This is a genomic window from Chthonomonas sp. (assembly GCA_016788425.1).
GTDB lineage: Bacteria > Armatimonadota > Fimbriimonadia > Fimbriimonadales > Fimbriimonadaceae > JAEURQ01.
In genome coordinates this window covers 23,310-44,785 of sequence record JAEURQ010000003.1, presented here as the reverse complement: position 1 = coordinate 44,785, position 21,476 = coordinate 23,310, and the positions used below count along the sequence as shown (strand labels likewise).

General features: G+C 61.0%; 18 protein-coding genes and 1 other RNA gene. 13 read left to right on the top strand and 6 right to left on the bottom strand.

Annotated elements, in window-relative coordinates:
- The first annotated feature begins 102 nt into the window (after positions 1–102).
- The 4 genes from JNJ45_07480 to JNJ45_07465 are packed head-to-tail and all read left to right on the top strand — an operon-like array spanning position 103 to position 6,505.
- A complete protein-coding gene (locus JNJ45_07480; GenBank protein ID MBL8048505.1) occupies positions 103–363 on the top strand; it encodes an AbrB/MazE/SpoVT family DNA-binding domain-containing protein in 261 nt (86 codons plus the stop codon).
- Positions 360–1,652, top strand: a complete 1,293-nt coding sequence (locus JNJ45_07475; protein ID MBL8048504.1) for a TolC family protein — start codon at positions 360–362, stop codon at positions 1,650–1,652. Before JNJ45_07480 ends, JNJ45_07475 begins: the two co-directional genes overlap by 4 nt.
- Positions 1,649–3,091 (top strand): efflux RND transporter periplasmic adaptor subunit, encoded by a 1,443-nt coding sequence (locus JNJ45_07470; GenBank protein ID MBL8048503.1) that lies wholly within the window; start codon positions 1,649–1,651, stop codon positions 3,089–3,091. The genes JNJ45_07475 and JNJ45_07470 overlap by 4 nt, the downstream gene beginning before the upstream one ends.
- A gap of 3 nt (positions 3,092–3,094) precedes the next feature.
- On the top strand, positions 3,095–6,505 hold the full coding sequence (locus JNJ45_07465; protein MBL8048502.1) for an efflux RND transporter permease subunit: 3,411 nt from the start codon (positions 3,095–3,097) through the stop codon (positions 6,503–6,505).
- On the opposite strand, the gene JNJ45_07460 is transcribed toward JNJ45_07465, so the two are convergent.
- Positions 6,502–7,482: an NAD(P)/FAD-dependent oxidoreductase gene (locus JNJ45_07460; GenBank protein ID MBL8048501.1), complete on the bottom strand. Its 981-nt coding sequence runs from the start codon at positions 7,480–7,482 to the stop codon at positions 6,502–6,504. The genes JNJ45_07465 and JNJ45_07460 overlap by 4 nt on opposite strands.
- A gap of 68 nt (positions 7,483–7,550) precedes the next feature.
- Here JNJ45_07460 and JNJ45_07455 point away from each other — a divergent pair, with 68 nt between their 5' ends.
- The 7 genes from JNJ45_07455 to JNJ45_07425 all read left to right on the top strand — a co-directional run bounded on the left by JNJ45_07455 (position 7,551) and on the right by JNJ45_07425 (position 13,979).
- A complete protein-coding gene (locus tag JNJ45_07455) occupies positions 7,551–8,858 on the top strand; it encodes a hypothetical protein (GenBank protein ID MBL8048500.1) in 1,308 nt (435 codons plus the stop codon).
- A 19-nt stretch (positions 8,859–8,877) separates the two neighbouring features.
- Entirely contained in the window at positions 8,878–9,381 is a 504-nt protein-coding gene (locus JNJ45_07450; protein ID MBL8048499.1) for a peptidylprolyl isomerase, read from the top strand.
- A 2-nt stretch (positions 9,382–9,383) separates the two neighbouring features.
- Positions 9,384–10,184 (top strand): nitroreductase family protein, encoded by an 801-nt coding sequence (locus tag JNJ45_07445; GenBank protein ID MBL8048498.1) that lies wholly within the window; start codon positions 9,384–9,386, stop codon positions 10,182–10,184.
- A 90-nt stretch (positions 10,185–10,274) separates the two neighbouring features.
- Positions 10,275–11,435, top strand: a complete 1,161-nt coding sequence (locus JNJ45_07440; protein ID MBL8048497.1) for a DnaJ domain-containing protein — start codon at positions 10,275–10,277, stop codon at positions 11,433–11,435.
- Positions 11,436–11,536: 101 nt separating this feature from the next.
- The gene (locus JNJ45_07435; protein MBL8048496.1) at positions 11,537–12,256 is read left to right on the top strand and encodes a ubiquinone/menaquinone biosynthesis methyltransferase; all 720 of its coding nucleotides are present in this window, start codon (positions 11,537–11,539) and stop codon (positions 12,254–12,256) included.
- Positions 12,253–13,236 carry a polyprenyl synthetase family protein gene (locus JNJ45_07430; protein ID MBL8048495.1) on the top strand — a complete coding sequence of 328 codons (984 nt, stop codon included), beginning with the start codon at positions 12,253–12,255 and terminating at the stop codon, positions 13,234–13,236. Before JNJ45_07435 ends, JNJ45_07430 begins: the two co-directional genes overlap by 4 nt.
- Positions 13,233–13,979 (top strand): HAD-IIA family hydrolase, encoded by a 747-nt coding sequence (locus tag JNJ45_07425; protein ID MBL8048494.1) that lies wholly within the window; start codon positions 13,233–13,235, stop codon positions 13,977–13,979. The genes JNJ45_07430 and JNJ45_07425 overlap by 4 nt, the downstream gene beginning before the upstream one ends.
- Here JNJ45_07425 and lipB read toward each other — a convergent pair.
- Together lipB and JNJ45_07415 are read right to left on the bottom strand one after the other, a co-directional pair.
- Positions 13,929–14,573: a lipoyl(octanoyl) transferase LipB gene (gene lipB / locus JNJ45_07420; GenBank protein ID MBL8048493.1), complete on the bottom strand. Its 645-nt coding sequence runs from the start codon at positions 14,571–14,573 to the stop codon at positions 13,929–13,931. The two genes, JNJ45_07425 and lipB, sit on opposite strands and share 51 nt — an antisense overlap.
- A complete protein-coding gene (locus JNJ45_07415) occupies positions 14,570–16,255 on the bottom strand; it encodes a hypothetical protein (GenBank protein MBL8048492.1) in 1,686 nt (561 codons plus the stop codon). The genes lipB and JNJ45_07415 overlap by 4 nt, the downstream gene beginning before the upstream one ends.
- A 25-nt stretch (positions 16,256–16,280) precedes the next feature.
- Between JNJ45_07415 and rnpB the strand changes: the two genes are divergently transcribed.
- Positions 16,281–16,602: RNase P RNA component class A (gene rnpB, locus JNJ45_07410), an RNA gene on the top strand.
- A gap of 166 nt (positions 16,603–16,768) precedes the next feature.
- Here the strand turns inward: rnpB and JNJ45_07405 are convergent.
- Genes JNJ45_07405 through JNJ45_07395 form a run of 3 tightly spaced genes read right to left on the bottom strand, consistent with a single transcriptional unit; the run spans position 16,769 to position 20,377 of the window.
- Positions 16,769–17,752 (bottom strand): hypothetical protein, encoded by a 984-nt coding sequence (locus JNJ45_07405; protein MBL8048491.1) that lies wholly within the window; start codon positions 17,750–17,752, stop codon positions 16,769–16,771.
- Positions 17,753–17,760: 8 nt separating this feature from the next.
- Positions 17,761–18,666, bottom strand: a complete 906-nt coding sequence (locus tag JNJ45_07400; GenBank protein ID MBL8048490.1) for a hypothetical protein — start codon at positions 18,664–18,666, stop codon at positions 17,761–17,763.
- A 34-nt stretch (positions 18,667–18,700) separates the two neighbouring features.
- Positions 18,701–20,377, bottom strand: a complete 1,677-nt coding sequence (locus JNJ45_07395) for a DUF1957 domain-containing protein (protein ID MBL8048489.1) — start codon at positions 20,375–20,377, stop codon at positions 18,701–18,703.
- A 121-nt stretch (positions 20,378–20,498) separates the two neighbouring features.
- On the opposite strand from JNJ45_07395, the gene JNJ45_07390 reads away from it, so the two are divergent.
- On the top strand, positions 20,499–21,458 hold the full coding sequence (locus JNJ45_07390) for a hypothetical protein (protein ID MBL8048488.1): 960 nt from the start codon (positions 20,499–20,501) through the stop codon (positions 21,456–21,458).
- Positions 21,459–21,476: the final 18 nt, after the last annotated feature.

Below are 21,476 nucleotides of genomic sequence, written 5' to 3'. Positions count from 1 at the left end.
CGCGGGCACCGCCCGCCGAACCCCGTCGTATTTTGCGGCGGGGTTTATTTTTTCCTAATGTTGGGCGTTGCATACTTTTCATACTTTGTGTAAAATGGAGACATGTCTGATTCCGGGTCATCGCGCCCGCCTAACATCAACGACTGCTTTTACGGCGCCGTGACCGTCGGCGAAAGGGGCCAAGTCGTCATTCCCGCCGAGGCGCGCGAGCAGCTCGACTTTAAGCCCGGCGACAAGCTCCTGGTGATGCGGCACATCGCGTGGGACGCGGTGGTGATCACCAAGATCGAGCACATGCACCGATTTATGGATGAATTCCGCGCTCAAGTTGAACAAGCGAAGGCCGTGGAGGATGCGGAATGACGTTTGCGCTGAGTGCCGTGCTTGCCGCATTAGTGCAAGTTCAAGCGCCGATTCTTACACTGGAAGATGCCGTCGCTCGCGGCGAAAAAAGGAGCCTCGCGATCCAGATTGCGCAGAACGAAGCGGTGAAGAATCGCGACAACCTCCGTGCGGCCAAGGCTTCCAGCGGACCTTCGCTGACGCTCGGCGGAAGTAGTCGCCGGGTGCTCGATGGCAGCAACGCCTTTACGCCGGACTGGAGCAACTCGCTTACGGCCACGGCAAGCATCGGGATTGACATCAGCGGTTTGGTGCGACTCGCCGTTCGATCGGCGGAATACGCGCTCGCCGCGCAACGCGAGAACGTCGAAGCCACGCGCAACACAACTCGCTACGACATCAAGGTGGCGTACTTCCGGTTGATCCAGACCGATTGGGTGCTGCAGATTCGCGAGTCCACTCTGCGCGCCGCCGAAAAGCGCGCGAATGACGCCCGCCTCAAGAACACCCAGGGCGTGCTCAGCAAGTTCGACCTCACGCGTTTGGAGAGCGACCTGCAACAAGCGCGCCTGCAATACGATCAAGCCCAGCTCAGCCGCAATCTGGCGCTCGCCGCGTTGAACAATGCCATGCGCGAGCCGCTTGAGCAGCAATGGACGCTCCAGCCCGTGCAAGAAATCGCCGAGGTCAACACCAGCGAACCCGAACTCAAGATGGCAGCCGATCGCGAACGGGCTGAAATCCGCTCCCTGAAGAATCGGGTGAGCCTCCTCGAAGTCCAGGAGAAGGTGGCCGGCAACAGCCTGAAACCATCCATGGGCGTGCAACTGCAACAGTCGCGCAACCTCAATCCGAACTCCTTCAGCCCGGCCTCGCAAACGACGCTCGGCGTGAGCGTGAGCTACCCGATCTTTGATGGCGGGGTGACCAAGGCGCGAGTCGCCGCGGCTCGCCGCGACACCGAATCGCTCCGGATTCAACTGCTGCAACTCCGCGAAGGTGTGAGCCTGGAGGTCCACGTCGCGCTGCAGAATCTCAAGAACGCAAGCGCACAGGTCGCGATCACCGAAGAAGGCTTGACGGTCGCCCGCGAGGCGTATCGCCTCGCCGAGGTGAGATTCGCCAACGATCTCGGCATCCTGCTGGATGTCATCGCCGCGCAAGATAGCCTCACCGCGGCCCGCGCCCGACTGGCGCAAGCCAACTACGACTATTTGGTAGCCGTCGCCGCCCTGCAAAAGGCGGTCGGCAACGACGAGTACACGATCCGCACCGGATCCCCGGCCAAGAAAACCCTGACCACACCGTGAAATCCTCTCATCTCATTACTCCGTTAATCGCGCTTGCCCTGATGGGCGGGTGCGTCAATCGCGATGCGCAAAAGCAGTCCGAACGCGTGCAGAAGTTTGCGCAGGATGTCGTGGTGCCGGTCCAAGTGGCCAAGCCCACCGTGCGCGATCTCGCCGAAACCTTCGAGGTCACCGGCCAAATCGTCACCAGCGAAGAAGCCATGATCGCCGCCGAGGTGCCGGGCCGAATCGTCGCGAGCTACGTCAAGGATGGTGATTTCGTCCGAGCCGGGCAAGTGATTGCTCGGCAGGACACCAACCAATCCACGGTGCGCTACCGCCAGGCTTTGGCCGGACTCCGCTCCGCACAGGCGCAGCTGGCCCAGGCACTGACCGATGCCCGCGTCAGCCCGAATCGCTCCACCGCGAGCGTTCGCGCGGCGCAAGCGCAACTCGACCAAGCGAAGGCTTCGCTGCGACGAGTCCGCGCCGGTGATCGAAGTGAGCAACGCCGTCAGGTGCAAGCGCAAGTAGATGCGGCGCGCACCGCGATGGAGAACGCCAAGAAGACGCTGGAGCGATTCCGCAATCTGTACAAAGAAGGCGCGGTGAGCAAGCAAGAGGTCGAGCAGTACGAAACGGCGTATGCGCAGGCGCTGAGCGGCTACGAGCAAGTGCTCGAAATGCAGCGAATGCAGCAAACCGGCGCTCGGCCCGAGGACATCGCGATTGCGGAACAACAGGTTCGTGCGGCTGAAGAAGGTCTTCGCCAAGCGCAAGCCGCCAAACAGCTTGACCCGCAGCTTCAAATGCGAGTCGATGCCGCCCGCGCCGCCGTGGAAAGCGCGCAGGAATCGGTCAACCTCGGCCAGGTGGACCTTGCGAGCACCATGATCAAAGCGCCGTTTAGCGGCCAGATTCAGGGCTCGCCGGTACCGGTGGGCACCTACCTCGGGCCGGGCACCGTGTTTGCCAAGATGGTCGGCGGAGGAGGCAGCTTCTTCGAGGGTGACGTCCCCGAACTCAAGCTCGGCGAAGTGCAAGTCGGACGCTCGGTAACGGTGCGGATGGACTCTCTCGCAGGCCGCACGTTCATCGGCACGGTTCGCTCGGTTAGCCCCAGCGCCAACAGCGTGGGCCGCATCTTTAAGGTTCGCATCGGTTTGCTCGCCATCACCCCCGAGGTGAAGCCGGGCATGTTCGCTCGCGGTCAGATCGAAACGCGCGTCGTGAGTGGCGCAACGGTGCTGCCGAAGACGGTCGTGCTCAGCGATAGCAAGGGCAAGTACGTGATGATCAAGGAGGGCGACGCCGCCAAGCGAGTCACCGTCACAACTGGCCTGGAAACCAAGGATGTGATCGAAGTCGCGGGCGTAGACAAGACCGCCGACGTGATTGTGGTGGGGCATGAAGAACTCGCCGACAAGGCCAAGGTTCGGCTCGCCGAGGCGAAGAAGTAAAGAATGAACAACATCACCAAGGTCGCGATTACCCGACCGGTGTTCATCTTCATGCTGATGTTCGCCGCCTTTTTCATGGGCTATCGGTCGGTCACCAGCATGCGGGTGGAAGAAAATCCGGAAGTTTCTTTTGGCGTCGTGACGGTGAGCACCGCTTACCCGGGGGCCGGTCCGGAAGAGCTGAACACGCTCATTTCGCGTCCGGTGGAAGAAGCGATTTCCGGCGTCAACGGGGTGTACCAAGTCACCGCGCTCGCTCAGGAAGGCATCAGCCTCGTTACGCTTAACTTTAACATCGGCACCGACATGGATGCCGCGCTCAACGACGTGCGGGCGAAGGTGGATACGGTCATTCCCAACCTGCCGGAAGCCGCGCTGCGACCGACCGTTAGCAAGGTGGATGCGGGATCAAGCGCCGTGCTTACCTTGGGGGTGAAGTCGAAGACGCTCAGCACGCAAGAACTGCGTGACCTCATTGACGACAAGATTAAGGACCGCTTTGGACAGATTCCGGGCGTAGCCGCGGCCACGGTCAGCGGTGGCGACGTGCGCGAGATTCAGATTCTCCTGCGTAAGGACGCCTTGCTCGCTTACAAGGTGGGCATTACCGAGGTCACCAACGCTATTCGTTCGGCGACGCTCAACATTCCGAGTGGTCGGGTGGAGAACAACGGCCAAGAACTCACCGTGCGCATGCAGGGCGAGTTTGCCACCGTGGATGAAATCCGCGACATGCGCTTGAAGGTGAACGACCCGAGTTCGCAAACCGGCGAAGGGCAAGTCGTGCGTCTCGGCGATCTTGCGGAGGTCAAAGACACGGTCGAAGAGCGCCGCGGTTGGAGCCGACTCGATGGCAACGACTCGGTCGTCATCACGATTCAAAAGATCAAGGAAGGCAACGCGATTGAGATTGCCAAGGGCGCGCTGGCACTGACCGAGCAGTTGCAGAACGCGTTTCCGGTTGAGTTTGTGGTCACCCAAAACGTGGCGACGCGCATCAGCGAATCGCTGTTCGACCTTCAACTCACGCTCGTGATCGGCATCTTGCTGGTCACGATGATCGTGTATCTGTTCCTCCACGACTGGCGCGGAACGCTCATCGTCGCGCTCGCCATCCCGATCTGTCTGATGGCGACGTTCCCGGTGATGCAGCTGTTTGGGTTCACGCTCAACAACATGTCGCTGCTGGCGCTTTCGCTCGCCATTGGCGTTCTGGTGGATGACGCGATCGTCGTTCTGGAAAACATCTATCGCCACCTTAAGATGGGCGAAGAGCCGGTGGAAGCGGCGATCAATGGTCGGGCCGAAATCGGTCTGGCCGCGCTCGCCATCACCTTTGCCGACGTCGTCGTCTTCATTCCTGTGGCCACCATGGGTGGCATCGTCGGGCAGTTCTTCCGACCGCTCGGCATCGGCTTCGTGGTCGCGGTTCTGCTGTCGCTGTTCGTGTCGTTCACCGTCACGCCGATGCTCGCCTCGCGCTGGTATCGCAAGGGCGAGGACGTGGAGCACCCGAAGGGTCGCTTTGCCCAAGCTTTTGAGCGCACGTTCACGAAGTTCGAAAACGTCTATCGCCGCGCCCTGGAGTGGTCGCTGCAGCATCGCTGGTTCGTGTTCATCTCGGGCTTTGTGGTCCTCATCGGGCTGTTTATGTTCATTGGCGGCGGGTTTGCGCCCGACAAGAAGGCGGCGATTGCCGCGGTGACGCAAGGACCAATGATGATGATCGTCCAAATTGGCGTGGTGGCGTTCATCATCAACTTGATTCGCCTGCGGCGACCGGTTTGGAACAACCTCATTGGCATCGCCGGTTTCTCGGTCTTCCTCATTTTCATGGCGCTAGCGGGGAACTGGTACGCCAAGGATTACAAGAAGGGGAATATTTTCAACTTCGAATTCGCTCCGACCTCGGACGCCGGTCAGGTGACCGCCTCGATTGAGTTGCCGCCTGGCGCAAGCCTGGCCGAGACCGAAAAGGTCGTCGCTCAGGTTGAGCAAGTGGTGATGAAGCACCCCGACGTGAAGTACACGATCGGTCGCGTGGGAACGCGCGGTGGCGGGGCTTTTGAAGCGGGTTCAGTCGGCACCAACCTTGGCGCCGTGCAAGCCACGCTGTTCGAAAAGCGCGCCTTGCTCGACAGCGTGATGTTCTGGGTGAAGCATAAGGAAAGGCTTCGAACGAAAACGGACGTTTCGGTTTCCGCCGACTTGATGGAAGCGACGGGCAAGATTCCCGGCGCGACCGTTCGCTACAGCACCGTGAGCGGGTTCGGGTTCGGCGCGCCGATCCAGATGTCGTTCAGCGGCGATGATCGGGCCGAGCTTACGCGCGTGACCGACAAGATTCGCGAAGGTCTGGCCGCGGGCGCTATCAAGGGCGTCATTAGCCCGCAAACGAGTGGTCGCGCTGGCAAGCCCGAAATTCGCGCGATTCCGGACCGCACCCGCATGGCGGACTTCGGCGTCACTCCGGCGGAAGTAGCAAGTTCGATGAGAACCTTGTACGAGGGCGATGACAACGCGCGCTTCCGTGTGCTGGGCAAGGAGTACAAAATCCGCGTCCAGATGTCACCCGAAGACCGCAATAACCCGGAGATCATCGCGCAGGCGCCTGTTCGTTTTGTGCGGGGCACGCCGGTGTTTGTCTCCGACGTGACGACCTTGACGCGGGGTCGTGCGCCCGACAAGATCGAGCGCCGCAACCGGGCCGAGGAAATCCGGGTCGAAACAAACCTGTTGCCGGGCTTCGCCGCCGGTTCCGTCCAGAGCGAAATTGACGCCTGGCTGAAGAAGGAGAACCTTGTTCCGGCAAGCATCCGCCAGCAAAATCTGGGTCAAGCCGACGCTCAGTCTCGAGAAATGGGCTATCTGCTCGGCGCGCTCGGGATCGGCTTCCTGCTGGTGTACCTGCTGCTGGCGAGTTTGTACAACAACCTGCTGTACCCGCTCATCATTCAGCTGGCTCAGCCGCAAGCGTTGGTCGGGGCGTTGCTCGCGCTGGTGCTCACCGATAAGGCGATGAACATCGTGTCATTCATCGGGATTATCACGCTCGTGGGCTTGGTCGGTAAGAACGCGATTCTGCTGGTTGACTACACCAACACGCTACGTGAGCGGGGCAAAAACCGCCATGATGCGTTGGTGGAAGCAGGCCCGACTCGTCTGCGCCCGATCATGATGACCTCGATGGCCGTCGTGCTCGGTATGCTGCCGGTCGCCCTGGCCGTGGGTCGCGGCAGTGAGTTCCGCGAAACGCTGGGCATCACCATCATCGGCGGGATCACGCTCTCGACCATCCTCACGCTTCTCGTGATTCCGTGTTCGTACACGATTCTCGACGACCTGAGCGAGGGCATCGGCAAGGTCACGCGATGGATCAGCGGCCGCCTAATTGGGAAGCCAAAGGCAGACTAAAGATCGCGATCGGAACTATGGCCCGGAAACAGTTTTGCTTCCGGGTCTAGTCGCGTCTTGGCGATGCAAACGGCGGTTGCCGCCTCGCCTACGCCGGTCGCAATGAGCTTGAGTTTGCCCTCGAAGTTGCAGACGTCGCCGACCGCGAAAATGCCCGGCAGATTGGTTTCGTAAAGGTGGTCCACGATGATCTGGTTTTTCTCGATGGTGAGCCCCCAATCCTTGATTGGGCCAAGGCTCGACTTGAACCCGATATTCACGATCACCGCGTCGGCGGCGAGTTCGCTTTGCTCCTTGGTTTGCGAGTTCTCCAGGACGAGTTTTTGCACGACGCCGTTGCCGCAAACCTCCTTGACCTGAGTCCACAAAATGAAGTTGACCCCGCTCGCCTGGACCTTGGCAACGGTTTCCTCGTGGGCGCGAAACTGGTCGCGACGGTGAATGAGACTGACCGACTTGGCGATGTCGCGCAGCTCCCAGCACCAGTCAAATGCGCTGTCGCCGCCGCCGATAATGGCGACTTCCTTCCCGGCGAACACGCTCTTGTCGCGCACGCCGTAGCTGAGGCCGTGTCCGACGAAATCTTCCTCGCCCGCCGCCCCGATTTTGGTCGGCGAGAACGCGCCAGCGCCCGCAGCAATGATGATCGTCCGGGTCGGGAGCTCGGTGCCCTTGGCGGTGCGAATCACGTAGCCGCCCGGCACGGATTCCAGGTGTTCGGCGGTTTCTTCGAGGCAGATTTCCGGGTTGAACTGGATGCCTTGCGCGATCATGTCCCGGGCGAGGTCCTTGGCGAGCACCTTCGGGAATCCGGGCATGTCGAACACATACTTTTCGGGATACAGCGCGGTGAGCTGGCCGCCCAACTCGGGCAAGCTATCCACAATGCGCACGCTCATACCGCGCAGTCCAGCGTAAAAAGCAGCAAAAAGTCCGACCGGACCGCCACCAATAATGGTGACATCAGTGAAATTCACAAGGAGATTATGATAGATTCCTTGGAATAGGCCTAATGGCGGCGGACCACTCTGCCGATCCTCCCACTATGGCGACTCGTCTTTGGAATTCTTGTCTGATCCTTCTGGCTACGTCGCTCGCGAGCGCGAGCTACAGCCGGTCCGAAGCTGCCTCGGTGCAGGAGTACTGGCGCACCCAGGCTCGTTACGAAGTGACCAATAGCCCCAAGGCGCAGCGCATGGGACGCTGGCAAGTCCGCCTGACCCCCGAAGGTTCGCAGTGGCTGCACAAGTACGCCAAGATCAAGGGCTTTAGCGGCAAGGTCTCGCCGACCCAAGATGCCGGTGTCAAAACCCCCGCCCAACAAACCTGGGAACAGTGGGTGAAGGCCAAGATTGACTACGACCGCTACCAAGCCGCTTTGGTCTGCCGCGAAAAGAACGGCAAAAACCTCCCCGCCCAGATTGACAATGTCCCGCATCCTGGCGACATCCCTGGCGATTTGCTTTTGCAAATGGAGAGCGTGCCGATGTTCGCTTCGGCGGTGGAGCCGAAGCTTCACACCATCACATTTGACGACAAGGTGAATGTCGCGTTTGAAGACAACGTCTCCGTCCGCTCGACCTACTCGTACTATCGTTTCGCCGGCGGCGTCTCCTCGGGAGGCACGAGCATCACCGAGATTCCGAACGAGGAAGTCAATCGGCTGTATCGCCAAGCGCGCCTGAACATGAGCGTGCAGCGCGTGATGAACGCAATTAGCCCGCTGGAAGGCGGCTTCGACAGCATCAACACGTACGACACCGGCTACGTTTCGGCTGGGTTTATCCAGTTTGCGTGCCTCAGCGAGGGCGCGGGCTCGCTTGGCGAACTGCTCGCCGATTGTAAGGGCAGCGACCCGTTTACGTTTGATCGAGATTTCAAGAGCAAAGGCATTGATGTCAGCGACACCATGCTCAATGCCGTGAACATCAAGAGCGGCGAGATCGTAAACGGATCGGCCGCGGCGATGCAGATTATTGACGACAAGCGCTTGACCGCCATTTTCGTTCGCGCCGGTCGCGTCAGCGATTCTTATCGCGTGCAGCAGCTGCGCACGGCGTATCAACGTTTCTACCCCGGCGACGACCGCGTCAAGGTCACGGTCAAGGGTCGCGCCGAAACCGTCCGCGTGAGCGATATTGTGCGCTCGGAAGTCGGCATGGCCACGCTCATGGATCGCAAGGTCAACACGGGCAACATCCGATCGCTGGAAGGCGTTCTGACCGACATCAGTGAGCGCGAAGCCCTGACCGACGTCATGGACCTGAGCGAATTTGAAAGCGAGATCGTCCGCCGCATGAAGTGGCGCAAGGACTTCTCGACCGACGCCACCTTAACCAAGCCGCTGAAGTAACAAGCGGTAAGATGAGGGCATGAATCGTGCCCTCATCGCTTCATGTCTCACCCTCGTTGGCGCTGCCGCTATGGCCGCCACTCAATACGTTGTCACGTTTACCAATGGCAAGTCGTTCACCATCGAAGTGGACACCAAGGGCTCGCCGAAGACGGCGGCTCACGTCGGCGAACTGGTTAAGAAGAAGTTCTACGACGGCATCCGTTTCCACCGGGTGGAAGATTGGGTCGTGCAGTGGGGCGATCCCGGTAGCCGCAAGAGCCTGGACGTTGGCGGAGGCGGATCGGGCAAGCAAATGCCGTTCGAAGCCAGCAAGGTTGGTTTCAAGAAGGGCGTCGTCGGCATTGCCTCGACGGGCAGCAAAGTCGGCGGCGACTGCCAACTCTTTGTCGTGACCAAGGATAGCGAGTTCCTCAACGGCAACTACGCCGTGCTCGGCAAGGTCACCAAGGGCATGGATGTCATCATGAAGGTCCAGCGTGGCGACACCATCAAGACGATGAAAATCGTCGTCAAAAAGTAACGTTGTCCGAGTTTTCAGAACTGTGGCGAGCCCGTTATGGGTCGGCGGAAGCGCCGGCGATTGACGGGCTCGCCGACTTTTTGCAGCACCGCTCGGTGCGCGACTTTGACCTCGGGCGACCGGTCTCCGAGGAGCTCATCGCGGGTCTGGTGGCCGCGGCGCAAAGCGCGAGCACCAGCAGCAATTTGCAACTGTATTCGGTGGTTAGCATTGAAGACCCCGATCTCCGCGCGCAGGTCAACGAGCACTGCAGCAATCAGCGACAGGTCGCTCTGGCGCCCTGGTTCTTCGGGTTCTTCGTGGATCATCATCGGCTGCGGCACAAGCTGGCTGAGTTGGAGATTTCCGCCGACTCGCTGGACTATGCCGACTATTTTTTGATGGGCGTGGTGGATGCCGCGCTCGCCGCCGAGCGCATGGTTGTGGCGGCGGAGTGTCTGGGCTTGGGCGTGTGCTACATCGGCGCGCTCCGCAACAACCCCGTCGCCATCGCGCAGCTGTTGGGTATGCCGAGCGGGCTGTTCGGCGTGTTTGGGCTGTGCATTGGCTATCCGGACCCGGCCAAACCGGCGGCGGTGAAGCCGCGCCTGTCGCAAGACCGCATCTGGTTCCGCGACCGGTACGACGCGGAGGCGGGAATCGGCGATTACGATGAACGAATGGCGGCGTTTTTTGCGTCTGAAAAGCAAGACCCAAGCGTCACCTGGTCCGCGAGGAGCGGGCGGCGACTCGAAGAGAAATATATGACGAGGAGACAGGTGGTGCTTAATTTTCTTCGGGACTCGGGACTGCTAAGGCGATAAAGGGCCCTGGTATTTGTGTAAGAAGGAACTACGTTCTCCTTCAAAACGTTGAAATTTGAGGTCCCCGCCTTACATAATTGGATAACAATCGTGCCTACCCTTTACGAAATTCTGGGCGTTGAAAAGAACGCCAAGCCGTCCACTCTCAAGACGGCTTACCGCAAGCTCGCTCGCGAGTGCCACCCGGACATCAGCGATGATCCGAAGGCCCACGAGCGCATGGCCGAAATCAACTCGGCTTACCAAACTCTCATCGATCCGGTCCGCCGCCAAGAGTACGACCAAGTGCTCAATCCGCCGGCCGCGACCAAGGAAGCGAGCGAAGACAAGCGTCAATACGAAGAGGCGAACCGCCTTAACATTCGCCTGCTGGAGCGCCTTAAGGGTCACCGCACCCCGATTTACGCCGTCAGCTTTGCTCCGGACAGTAGCCGCATGGTCACCAGCAGCTTCGATAACGAAGTCATTTGGTGGGATCCGAAGTCGTTCGAAGTGATGCGCAAGGTCAAGCTCGAAGGTGGCGTGGTCAGCACCGTGCAAGCCCTCGATAAGGACCGCGTGGTGGCCGCTGGAAGCAGCGAAAGCGTGGTTTCCGTGTGGACGCTCGATGGCGAGCGCATCGAAAGCTGGCGCAACAACCCGCTGGAGTGGGTGAGCTGCGTGGGCGTTTCGGGTGACGGCACCAGCGTGGCCATGGGTTCCGTGTATCACACCTTGCAGGTGTGTCGCACCAAGAGCGGCGACGCCGTTTTTGCCGGGACTTCGCACACGCAGTCGGTGACCGCCGTCGCGTGGTCGCCGGACAATCGCTTTGTGGCGACCGGTTCCGCCGACGCGACCGTGAAGCTGTGGTCGGGCATTAGTGGGCAAGAACTGCACACCTTCGCCGCGATCCGCTCGACGGTCTCGTGCATCGCCTTTAGCCCGGATTCGGCTTACATGGCGGTGGCTGCGGTTGACCTTTCAATCCGCATTTTCCGCCTGTCGGACATGATTCACATCAAGACCTTCTTCGGCCACGAAAAGCCGGTCGAAGCGATGGCGTTTCACCCCAACGGCATGCTGCTGGGCAGCGTCTCGCGCGATGGTAGCGTCGGACTGTGGAACGTGCTGCAAGGCCAAAACCACGTCAAGATCAACGCCAGCCAACAACCGCTCTCGGCGATTGCGTTCAGCCCCGATGGTTCGCGCCTCTGCGCCGCCGGTCTGGATCGCCTCGTGCGAGTCTGGGCGCTGGACTTCACCAACTAATAACAAGGGTTCCCGAGCATTGCCTCGGGAACTTTTTTGCGTGCGGTGACGAGTTTTCACTTTATTCTGAAAACATTGGAAAGTGCGGTAAAATACACTTGATGGCGGGTTCGGAACCGGCAATTTGGGAAGCAAAAGGCGAGGACAAACGAGTCCGCGTACAGCAGATGTTCGCGGATATTGCGCCGCGCTACGACATGCTGAACGGCATTATGTCGCTGCGCCAACACCACAAATGGCGTCGGCTCGCGGCGGCCAAACTCGACCTGCGCCCCGGCGATGCCGTGCTCGACATGTGCTGCGGCACGGGCGATTTTCTGCCGATTCTCCGCGAGAAGGTCGGCCCTGGCGGGGCGATCACTGCGCTCGACTTTTGCGAGCCGATGCTCGCCCAATCGCAACCCAAAGACCCCGCGGCGACGCTCGTTTTGGGTGATGCGACCAACCTGCCGCTGGCGGACAATCTGTTCCGAGGCGTGACGGTCGGTTGGGGCATCCGCAACGTGCCCGACATTGACGCCGCCCATCGCGAGGCGTTTCGCGTGCTGCAAAGCGGTGGCACGTTCGTCAGCGTAGACATGGCGCGCCCGCGCAACCCGCTGGCCCGAGTCGGCAGTTTTGTGGTCAACAAGATTGTGCTGCCGGTGCTCGGCGCGATCTTCCGCAAGCGCGAGGCCTACACGTATCTACCGGAATCAACGGCACGATTTTTGGATCGCGAGGGGCTGCGCGCGAGCATGGAGCGGGCCGGGTTCGTTGACGTGCGCATGCAGGATTTGTTTATGGGCAACATTTGCATTCATTGGGGGCGCAAAGCGTGAAACCGCTACCGAGCGCCGCGCTTTTGGACCGCGTGCAGGGCGACCTCGCGCTGGTGGAAGCCGAGCTTCTAAGCCGCCTGGAATCCAAGGTGGCGGTGGTTCATCAGGTGCTGCACCACACGCTTACCTCGGGTGGAAAGCGACTGCGGCCTGCGCTTGTGTTGACCTCGGCGCGAGCCGCCGGCGCCATCTCGGTTGAGCGGGCCGTGTTGCTCAGCGCGGTGCTCGAGATGGTTCACATGGCCACGCTCATCCACGACGACGTGATTGACAACGCCGACCTGCGACGCGGTCGTCCGACGGCGGCGCGGGTGTTCGGCAACACGCCGGCCATCCTCAGCGGCGACGTGCTGCTCGCTCGCTCCATGGCGTTGCTCGCCGAAGATGGCGACCTCGACATCATTCGCCTGGTCAGTCAAGCCGTCATTGATCTCGCTGAGGGCGAGGCTCGCGAGGTGGAAGTCCGCGGCGATTTTGAACTGACGCGCGATGATCACATGGAGATTTTGCGGCTGAAGACCGCTGTGCTTGTTCAGCTGTGCTGCGAACTCGGCGCGATGTCGGCCGGCGCAGACTTGCCGACCCGAACCGCGTTGGCGACCTACGGGCATCACATCGGACTAGCGTTCCAAATCGCGGATGATCTCCTCGACTATCGCGGCAAGCCCGAGGTGACGGGCAAGCCCGTCGCCACCGACTTCCACGAAGGTTGCGCGACCTTGCCCCTGCTGATTCTTCGCGAGAAGCTGACCGCCGAGGAGACCGAGTTTGCCGCGAGCAAGTTTGGCGGGAGCGCGAACGACGACGAGGTGCGGATGATCGTGAGCTGGATGGATCAGCGCGGTTGTTTCGCCGAAGTAGAGGCCCTCGCTCTGGAGCATGTGAACCACGCTCGCGCCGCGATTGCCGATTTGCCGCCCTCGGCGGAGCTCGACTTCCTCACCGGCTTCGCGCACTACGTCGTTCACCGCGACAAATGAGCTGGCGCGGCGTCATTTTCGATCTCGACGGCACGCTGTATCGCGGGTCGGAGCCAATTCCCCGCGCGGCCCACGTGGTGCAAACTCTGCGCGATCGGGGCGTGCCCATGCGGTGCCTTACAAACAACTCCTCGGCCACACCGGAATCCGTGGCCGCGAAGCTGGCCCACATGGGGTTTGAATTTGCGCCCGCCGAGATCGCCACGAGCGGCACGGTAACGGCCGATGCACTGGCCGCCGCAGGCGTTGAGCGCGTCTTCGTGGTCGGCGAAGCAGGGCTGGTGGAGGTGCTCGCCCGGCAGGGGATCGTCAGCTGCGAACCCGGCGACGCTCAGGTGGTCGTCGCCGGAATTTGTCGCCAGTTCAGCTACGACTGGCTGGATCGGGCTCTGCAGGCGGTGCGCGGCGGCGCAGAGCTGATCGCCACGAATCGCGACACGACATTCCCGCTGGAAGGCGGGCGGCTCGCGCCGGGGGCGGGCGCGATCGTCGCGGCTCTGGAAGCCTGCACCGGTTGCACAGCGAGAGCCTACGGCAAGCCGGATCCGGCGGGCGTGCTGGCCCTGTGCGCCGACATGGGGCTTGCGCCCAACGACGTGCTGTGCGTAGGAGATCGCTTGGACACCGATATCGCGGCGGGCGAAGCGGCAGGCTGCCCCACCTTTCTGGTAACCACGGGCGTGACGCCAGCCCTACCGGTCGGCGTGCCGGGCGGACGGCTCGAAGACTTGGTGGAACGCTGAGACGACCACCGGCTTGGCTTCCTCAATGGTGACGGCCCGGCCAACTAACCCCGAAACCGAGGCCACGCCGAAGCCTTGAATCCCGCAAGGAATGATCAGTCCAAATGCCGCGAGATCGGCGTCACAGTTTAAGGCTAAGCCGTGCAAACTTACCCATTTCCTGATCTTGACGCCGATGGCGGCGACCTTGAGATCGCCGACCCACGCGCCGGAATGCGGCGGCACCCGCCGCCCCTCGATTCCCCAATGAGCCAGCGTCAACAGCATGGTCTCCTCCAGGTCGCGCATCCATTTGTGGACGTCGCGCCCGTGTCGGCGCAGGTCAAAAATGGGATAGATGACGAGTTGACCGGGGCCGTGGTAGGTCACGTCGCCGCCACGATCGGTGGTCACTACATCAATCCCGCGGGCGGCGTACTGCTCTTCCGAAAACAATAGGTTTGAAGCGTGAAAGTTAGCGCCAAGCGTAAGCACCGGCGGATGCTCAACCAAGATCAGGCAGTCCTCCGCGCCCTCGACAACCTCTTCGTGGATGGCGAGCTGGCGATCCCATGCCTCGCGGTAGCCGAGCCGCCCGAGGTCGAGAACTCTCAGGGGCGCGGCCCTCTCACGTGATCCACCACGTAAACATCGTAACCGTCAACTTTCATGCCCGCCGCCGAAAACATGTGCTGGTCGAGGTGCTCCATGGTGCGATTCGTCACGCCAATTGTTCCTACGGGCACGGCTTTCTGCACGTGCGCGGCCACGTCAATCACCTCGGTGAACTGAATCTCGTCGAGGCTGCCCTGAACCTGCCCGGTGTGCAGTCCAATGCGGATGCGGAACGGCACATTCAGCCGGTTGACGCGCACGTTGAACACCGCGATTTCGGCTTGTAAGGCGATGCTCGCGCGCAGCGCATCCGCGCTGGTGGGGAACCCGACAATCGCGCCGTCGCCAGCGGTGGAGTGCACCACCCCGAGGTATCGGGCCACCACCCGGCTGATCATCGCCTGGTACTCGCGGAAGCTCCATTCGGATTCAAAGGGGTCGTTTTCTTGCTTCATCCGTGAGCTTTGGTAGGCGTCCACGTCCATCACGCAGATCCGCCGCGAAGGCGGGCTAAGGCTCTCTTGCAGGCGACCGATCTCTTGGTCGAGCACGTCGGGTTGGTTGGCCGTCAGGGCCTCCGTGCGCTTGGAGTTGATATGGATCATCACCGCGAGGCTCGTCGCCAGCGCAATGATGTTGTAAAACACCAGCCCGAACACCGCCCCGAAGAGGGCCGTCGGCGAGGTGATGTAGCCGATGCCAAACGGCTTGGCCGGAATTGTGTACACCGCGAGAGGCACGACCGAGAAGATGAACGCCGCCAGCAACGCACGAACAGGGCTACCGGCGGCAATCGAAACGAGCACCAGACTCGTGACGGAAATCGCCATGAGGACCAGCTGGCTGATGCCCAGCCAAAACGAAGGCGCGCCCGTAAGCGAGTTTCCTTTGGGGTCGAAAAGCAACACCAGGGCCATCGTGGTGATGGCAATCAGGGCGCTCATGATCGCCGCCTTGAGGAATACCTGGCGGCCTAGCTTTTGGAAGAACGGACCGGTGAACCGCGACTTCACGAGCGCTTCGCTGGGCACGGCGCCCGAGCGGCGAGCGCGGAGTTCGAACAGCTGCTCCAGCATTTGCTGCCGCGAGAGTTTGTTCTGCCGCAACGACTGGTTTCGAATGCGCGCGTAGCCACCTAAGGCCGCGCTCGGTACGGCGAACATGTAGTAGACCGGCGCCAATGCGACAAAGGCAAGCAAGCCGCCGACGATCGTCGAGATGAAATCGGAGCCTTTGATCGTCACCAAGTTGGGCAGCGCAACGACGCCGACATAGAAGAACGGATAAGCCCAAAGCGCGCGCCGGACCACGCCCATGTGCGCGAAGAGCAGGCACTGAAACAGCAACACCGCGGCAATCAACGTCAGGGTGATCGCGGGGCCAATCGCGCCGTCCATCATCATTTTTCGGTCGCGCAGGAATTGGAAAACTTCAATGAGGGCGCCGACCCCCAAACTGGAGAGAAAGATCGTGAGGAGGTATCGCTTCGCGAGCCCTTGGAATCGCTGTAAAACCTGGTCGCTACTCAGCGATTCCTGGAACGACGAGCGTCGAATGTACGCGGAATCGATCAGCGCCGACTGCACATGATCGACGAAATCCGCGCGAAGTCCGCATTGGCGCGAAACTTCGTGAGGAGGCGTTCCGGCGACAAGCAGCTCGGCGGCCGAGGTGGAATCCATGTTTACAAACCTACTATACTGGTGTTGAGTGGGTCGGGTGGCGGCCTTTGACCTAGTCAAGGGAGGAAAGTCCGGACTTCATCGAGCGCGGCGCCCGGCGCAAGCTGGGAGGGGGCGACCCCATGGAAAGTGCCACAGAGAACAGACCGCCTCGGTTCGCCGAGGTAAGGGTGAAACGGTGAGGTAAGAGCTCACCAGCGGTTCGGGTAACCGGATCGGCTTGGTAAACCCCGCTGGAAGCAAGACCAAATAGGGAGGGGATGACGTGGCTCACCGACCCTCCGGGTTGGTCGCGTAGATAAATCGTCACACAAATACAGAATCCGGCTTACAGACCCACTCACTTTTCGCTGATGAGGGCGACAATCCCTAGCAGCACAGCTAAGCTCAAAACCGGCACCGCCGGTTGTTTGCAGCTGATTCAGCCGCTGCCGACGCGCACCATCACCAGATGGTAGGCGTACCCGGCGAGGGCACCCACGCCCGCGCCGAGCAACGTGTTGCGCAGTCGCTTCATCGTCGTTTCTTCTTGACTGGAGCCTTGACGGGAGCGACCCCGACGGGCGGCGTCACGCTATAGACCAGCGGCGCATCGGCCGCGTTGGCCGAGACGAAGAACTTGCCATCCATGGTGAAGCACAGCGGCGCGCCGACGGCGCTTTGATCGTCGAACTTGCTGACCATGACGCCGGTCGAGACGTCCCAAATTTTCACCGTGCGATCCACGCTGCAGCTGCTGGCGGCGATCCGGCCGTTGGGGGCCATTGCGACGCTGATCACCGAATCCTCGTGCGCAAGGCGGCTAGACATGGACTTGCGCGTGGTCAGGTTCCAGATCATGACGCTCCCATCGCGGCCGCCGGAGATGCCGCGCGTACCCTTAAGGTCGGCCCGAAAGTCCATCGCGCCTTGGCTTCCGTGAGCGGGAATCTTGGCGGTCAGCGCGTTCGCTTTGTAGTACCAAAGCCCGCTGCCGAGGGTGACGGCCCACATGCCGCCCGGCGTCACCACCGCGCTGCTGACGTTCGCGCCGCCGCTGACCAGGTTCTTAATCGGCTTGGCGCTCGCCACGTCCCACACAATCACTTGGTCGTCCTTGCCCGTGCTGGCCAATGTCTTGCCGTCGGCGGCGAAGCTGAGAGCTTGAATTCCGCGTTGGTGGGTGGTGGCGTTGCGCGGGAACTCGCGCATCTTCTTGCCGGTCTTCACATCCCACAGCCAAATGCGGCCACTGTCATCGCCGGTGGCCAGAATCGTGCCAGCGGCGTTGGTGGTGAGGCCGTACACCGCTTGAGGGTGGCCGGTAAAACTTCGCACGCGCTTGCGGGTAACGGCATCCACATGCCACACCACATTGTCTTCGCTCGCGACAAAGAACGTAGAGCCAGCGCCCGGACAAACGGCGATGCCGCGCAGGTTGGGCACGTCGCCTCGGCGCTGGACGAGAGCAGCCGTTTGAGTGGTGCTGAGGGCGAGGGCGGCGATAGTGGTTATCATGGGCTTGCTTACTTTACGTTGGCGGGGAGGTCAAAAGATTCCTTGGGTATGGGCCGATTCCACGACCAGCCCGGGCTCCATTGGCTGAACACTGACTCTTTGGCCGAGATTTTCTGGTTGACGCGCACGGTCACCGGGACGAACCGCTTGCCATCGATCACGAATTCGGCGGTGACATCGGCCTTGCTCGCTAGGATCCGGTGGAAGTCGCGTTGTTCCTTGTTGGGCAAGGGGAGCGACTTGGTTTCCTGCGTGATCTTGAACCCTTCTTTCTGGAGTCGCGCGAGGAACGGCGCCCAAAACGGCTTGCGAGTGATGAACGGCTGGATACCAAACGCGGGGACTAGGTGCAGAATCTTCAAAGTCTCTGCCGGCAATGTTGGAAACTTCTCGCCGACCCAGCTGTTGCGTTGCATAAATCCAAGCCGCGTCCCGTTGCGGATGATATAGTTGCCCGCGCTCGGGGCGGTCGGGTCAACAAACTCGAACCGATAGTGGTTGGCGTCCTGGAAGATGGACTTGATGGATTGGTAGCCGGACATCTCTTTGGTCTTGATGTCGAAACGACCTTCCGCGAACGCGCCCTTGAGGCCCATCATCGCGGTGTCCACTTTCGCGCCGATTTGGGCGATGGTGAGCGGGGTTTGCTTCCAGCCGGGTTGGCCGGGTTTGATGATTTCGAACTTGCCGCGCGACTCCACGCCTTGCTCGGTCACTCGGCCACTCGGCGCGGTCGGTTGAATCTCGGGCGTGGGTTCCACCGGCGGGGGCGTGATTCCGCCCGGCAGGGGCGGTCGCTCGACCCGCTTGGTGCGAGCATCGAGGTTGAGGTCCTCGCCCATCAGTGGCGCTTTTTTCTCCGAACATCCGGCCACGACGATCAGCGCAAAAACGGCCCAACTCCAGTGTTTCATGAACTTGTATTCAGACGTGTGACCAGCGACGGGGTTACCCAAGCGTGACCTCGGGTGTCGGCATGATCGGACGGTCGAGTTTGGCCCAGTAGCTCAGGTCAATCTGCTTAAACGGCGCGTCCTTCGTTTGGCAATCGCTGAGGAAGTCGGTCTCCTCGACGGTGAGTTGCCCGCCCTTGTGCACCTTGTCGGCAAGTACGGCGAGCCGCTCGAAGCGTTCGACGTGATCCACGAAGCGAATTTCAGAATAATCGCGCGCGGCCATCGTCGAGATGAGGAATTGCCAGTCGCTGGCTTCGGCGAGCAGCAATTCGCGGGCTGCTTGCAGCGCAATATCGTGCGCTGGTCCGCCGGCGAACTCGTTCGCGATGCGCACCATCTCGCGTTGGCACGCGTGCAGGCGCGTCCACGTCCACGAGTTCTCCTGGTTCAGCCAAATGTAGTGGTAACCGCCCTCGCCCCAGCTTCCCTCGGGCATGTCGATCATGTGCTTGGCTGGCTCCGCGTCAATGAGATCGCCGCCGCTCAGCGATTGCAACTCGGGGGTGTTGGCCATCGCGCGCCCGACTTCGTACAGGAACTCGGGGCCCTCGAACCACCAGTGCCCGAACAACTCGGTGTCGTACATCGCGACGAGCGTGCCCGTGCGGCCCGCCTTGCCCTGATAATCGGCGAGCGTGCTCTTGAGCAGTTGCACAAAGTCGTGTGCGTGGCCCGGGATTTTCTCGTACGCATTCCACGGATCGTACGGTTGTTTTTGCCCGAGGTCCGACTTGTTCTCGCTGATGCGCCAGTAGCGCAGGCGACCGGGATACAGCTGCTTGTGGAACTCCAAGTACGCGGGATCGCCGGGGTAGCCGACGTCGCCCGACCACACGCGCACCGTGGTGTGCGGGTCGCGTGCGAACACCGTGACGCCGTTGCGCAGTGCGTAGTGCTCGTACTCGCTGCGGAGTTCTTCCGGCGGGGTGAACATCGCTTTGCCGCGCGCAAAAAGCTCGGCGAGTTGCGGGAAGTTGGCCGCATACGTGCCCAGCGGCTCGCCCCCGCGGATCATGTGCGAGTCCACGAAGAAGTATTCCAGCCCGTTTTCCTGCAGAAAATGCTCGATGCCCTTGCGCGGCCACGGCGCTTCGTCCGACATCGGCGACTTCCAATCGTAGGTCGGGCGATACGCGCACTCCGGCAGCCAAATGCCGCGCGGTTGACGCCGAAATCGCTTGCGGTAGCTCTCCACGCCGAGCTTCACCTGCGCCTGGACGCTCTCTTCGGTGCCTGCTAGCGGCAGATATCCGTGCGTTGCGCCGCACGTAATCAGCTCCACGCAACCTTCGTCTTGAAAGTGCCGGAATCCATCGTTGATGCTGCGGCCCCACTGGTGTTTGAACTCCACCAACTGCTTGGTGTAGAAGCGTTGCCACATCGCGGCCACGCCTTCCATCCACATGGGCCCCTCTTTTTGAAACTTCTTTTGGTCTTCGATCGCAAAGTCGATCTTCTCTTGGCAATATTCTTCGAAGCCTTGCTTGAACGCGGGATCGTCGAGCTGCTCGGCCAAAATCGGCGTCATGTTGATGGTCCAGCGCGGACGAATGCCCTCGTCGCGAAGTCGGGTGAGCGCGTTGAGGATCGGCAGGTAGCACTCGGCCGCGCTTTCGTTCAGCCAGTCGGTGCCGTGCGGCGACTTTCCGTGACTCAACACGTAGGGCATGTGCGAGTGCAAGCAAAGGAGAAAACGGCCGACGACCATCCCCTCCATTATCCCCTAGCCGACGACCCTAAAATTGACAGGATTTTCTCCCGTTCCGGCGATTGTTTGATATAACTACAGCATGCTTCGTTTGATTGCGTTGGTTTCTGTTGTTTCGGTCGCGGCCCTGAGCTCGGCTTCGTTCGACCTGATGTTGCTCGGCGACAACACGACGGCCGGCTCGCAGCGTGTGATGCGCTACGATCCCGTGAGTCGCGTGGCACTCGGCAGTTTCGGCACTGGTTTCCTGAACGCCGACGTTACCGGCATCGCGACCGATGCCTCCACCAACCGCGCGTTTGTGCTGACCGCTAACGGCCGGGTCACCACGTTCAACTACAACACCGGCGACTATATGTCCACGTTTACCATTTCGACCTTATACGGGAATATTGCGTGGGACTCTACGAGCGGGCTGTTGTTTACCGGAAATGGAGGAGGCAGTGGCACCAGCCCCGGACGCGGATACGATTCCAACGGCGTGGCTCAGGTAAGCAACACGGGCAGCCTGGGAACCGCCTCCCTCAGAAACGGTGCGAGCGTCTACCGCCTTTCGTGGGGCGTCAATTCGGTCGCAACACTGGTTGAAGTTCAGCAACACGCGCTCAGTGGCGGCGCACCGACGCAGGCTGTGCCGAGTGCAGTTGCGTGGACGGGTGCGAACGTCCCGCGGGCTGCACTGTACTCCGTGACGAACCAGTTTTTGGGCCTCACGCTTAATGCCGGGAATCTCGAAATGTGGTCCATCCCGACCAACTCCGCAGGCACCAACGGCAGTGTAAGCCTGGTCGAGAATTTTGGGGCGAGCACCAACAACAATATCGACATGGTGGCTGGCCACGGGCCCCTGGTTTACGTTCTCAACGGCAATCAGATCATTAGCTACAACAGCACGGTCTCGCTCAATCTCGGTACGAGCACGCTGCCATTCGGGAGTGCCACCACCATCGGCGGAATGGCGATTGTGCTGGCGCCTGAGCCCGGCGGATTCCTTGCCTTCGGCGTGGCTGCGCTCTTCCTGGCGCGCCGCAAACGAAGCTGAGCCGCCCGAGATAGTAAA

Coding starts and splice junctions, on each gene's coding strand:
- JNJ45_07425 (MBL8048494.1), top strand. CDS start 13,233: ATGAGCTGGCGCGGCGTCATTTTCGATCTCGACGGCACGCTGTATCGC.
- JNJ45_07435 (MBL8048496.1), top strand. CDS start 11,537: ATGGCGGGTTCGGAACCGGCAATTTGGGAAGCAAAAGGCGAGGACAAA.
- JNJ45_07415 (MBL8048492.1), bottom strand. CDS start 16,255: ATGGATTCCACCTCGGCCGCCGAGCTGCTTGTCGCCGGAACGCCTCCT.
- JNJ45_07465 (MBL8048502.1), top strand. CDS start 3,095: ATGAACAACATCACCAAGGTCGCGATTACCCGACCGGTGTTCATCTTC.
- JNJ45_07400 (MBL8048490.1), bottom strand. CDS start 18,666: ATGAAACACTGGAGTTGGGCCGTTTTTGCGCTGATCGTCGTGGCCGGA.
- JNJ45_07405 (MBL8048491.1), bottom strand. CDS start 17,752: ATGATAACCACTATCGCCGCCCTCGCCCTCAGCACCACTCAAACGGCT.
- JNJ45_07390 (MBL8048488.1), top strand. CDS start 20,499: ATGCTTCGTTTGATTGCGTTGGTTTCTGTTGTTTCGGTCGCGGCCCTG.
- JNJ45_07395 (MBL8048489.1), bottom strand. CDS start 20,377: ATGCCCTACGTGTTGAGTCACGGAAAGTCGCCGCACGGCACCGACTGG.
- JNJ45_07475 (MBL8048504.1), top strand. CDS start 360: ATGACGTTTGCGCTGAGTGCCGTGCTTGCCGCATTAGTGCAAGTTCAA.
- JNJ45_07450 (MBL8048499.1), top strand. CDS start 8,878: ATGAATCGTGCCCTCATCGCTTCATGTCTCACCCTCGTTGGCGCTGCC.
- JNJ45_07455 (MBL8048500.1), top strand. CDS start 7,551: ATGGCGACTCGTCTTTGGAATTCTTGTCTGATCCTTCTGGCTACGTCG.
- JNJ45_07480 (MBL8048505.1), top strand. CDS start 103: ATGTCTGATTCCGGGTCATCGCGCCCGCCTAACATCAACGACTGCTTT.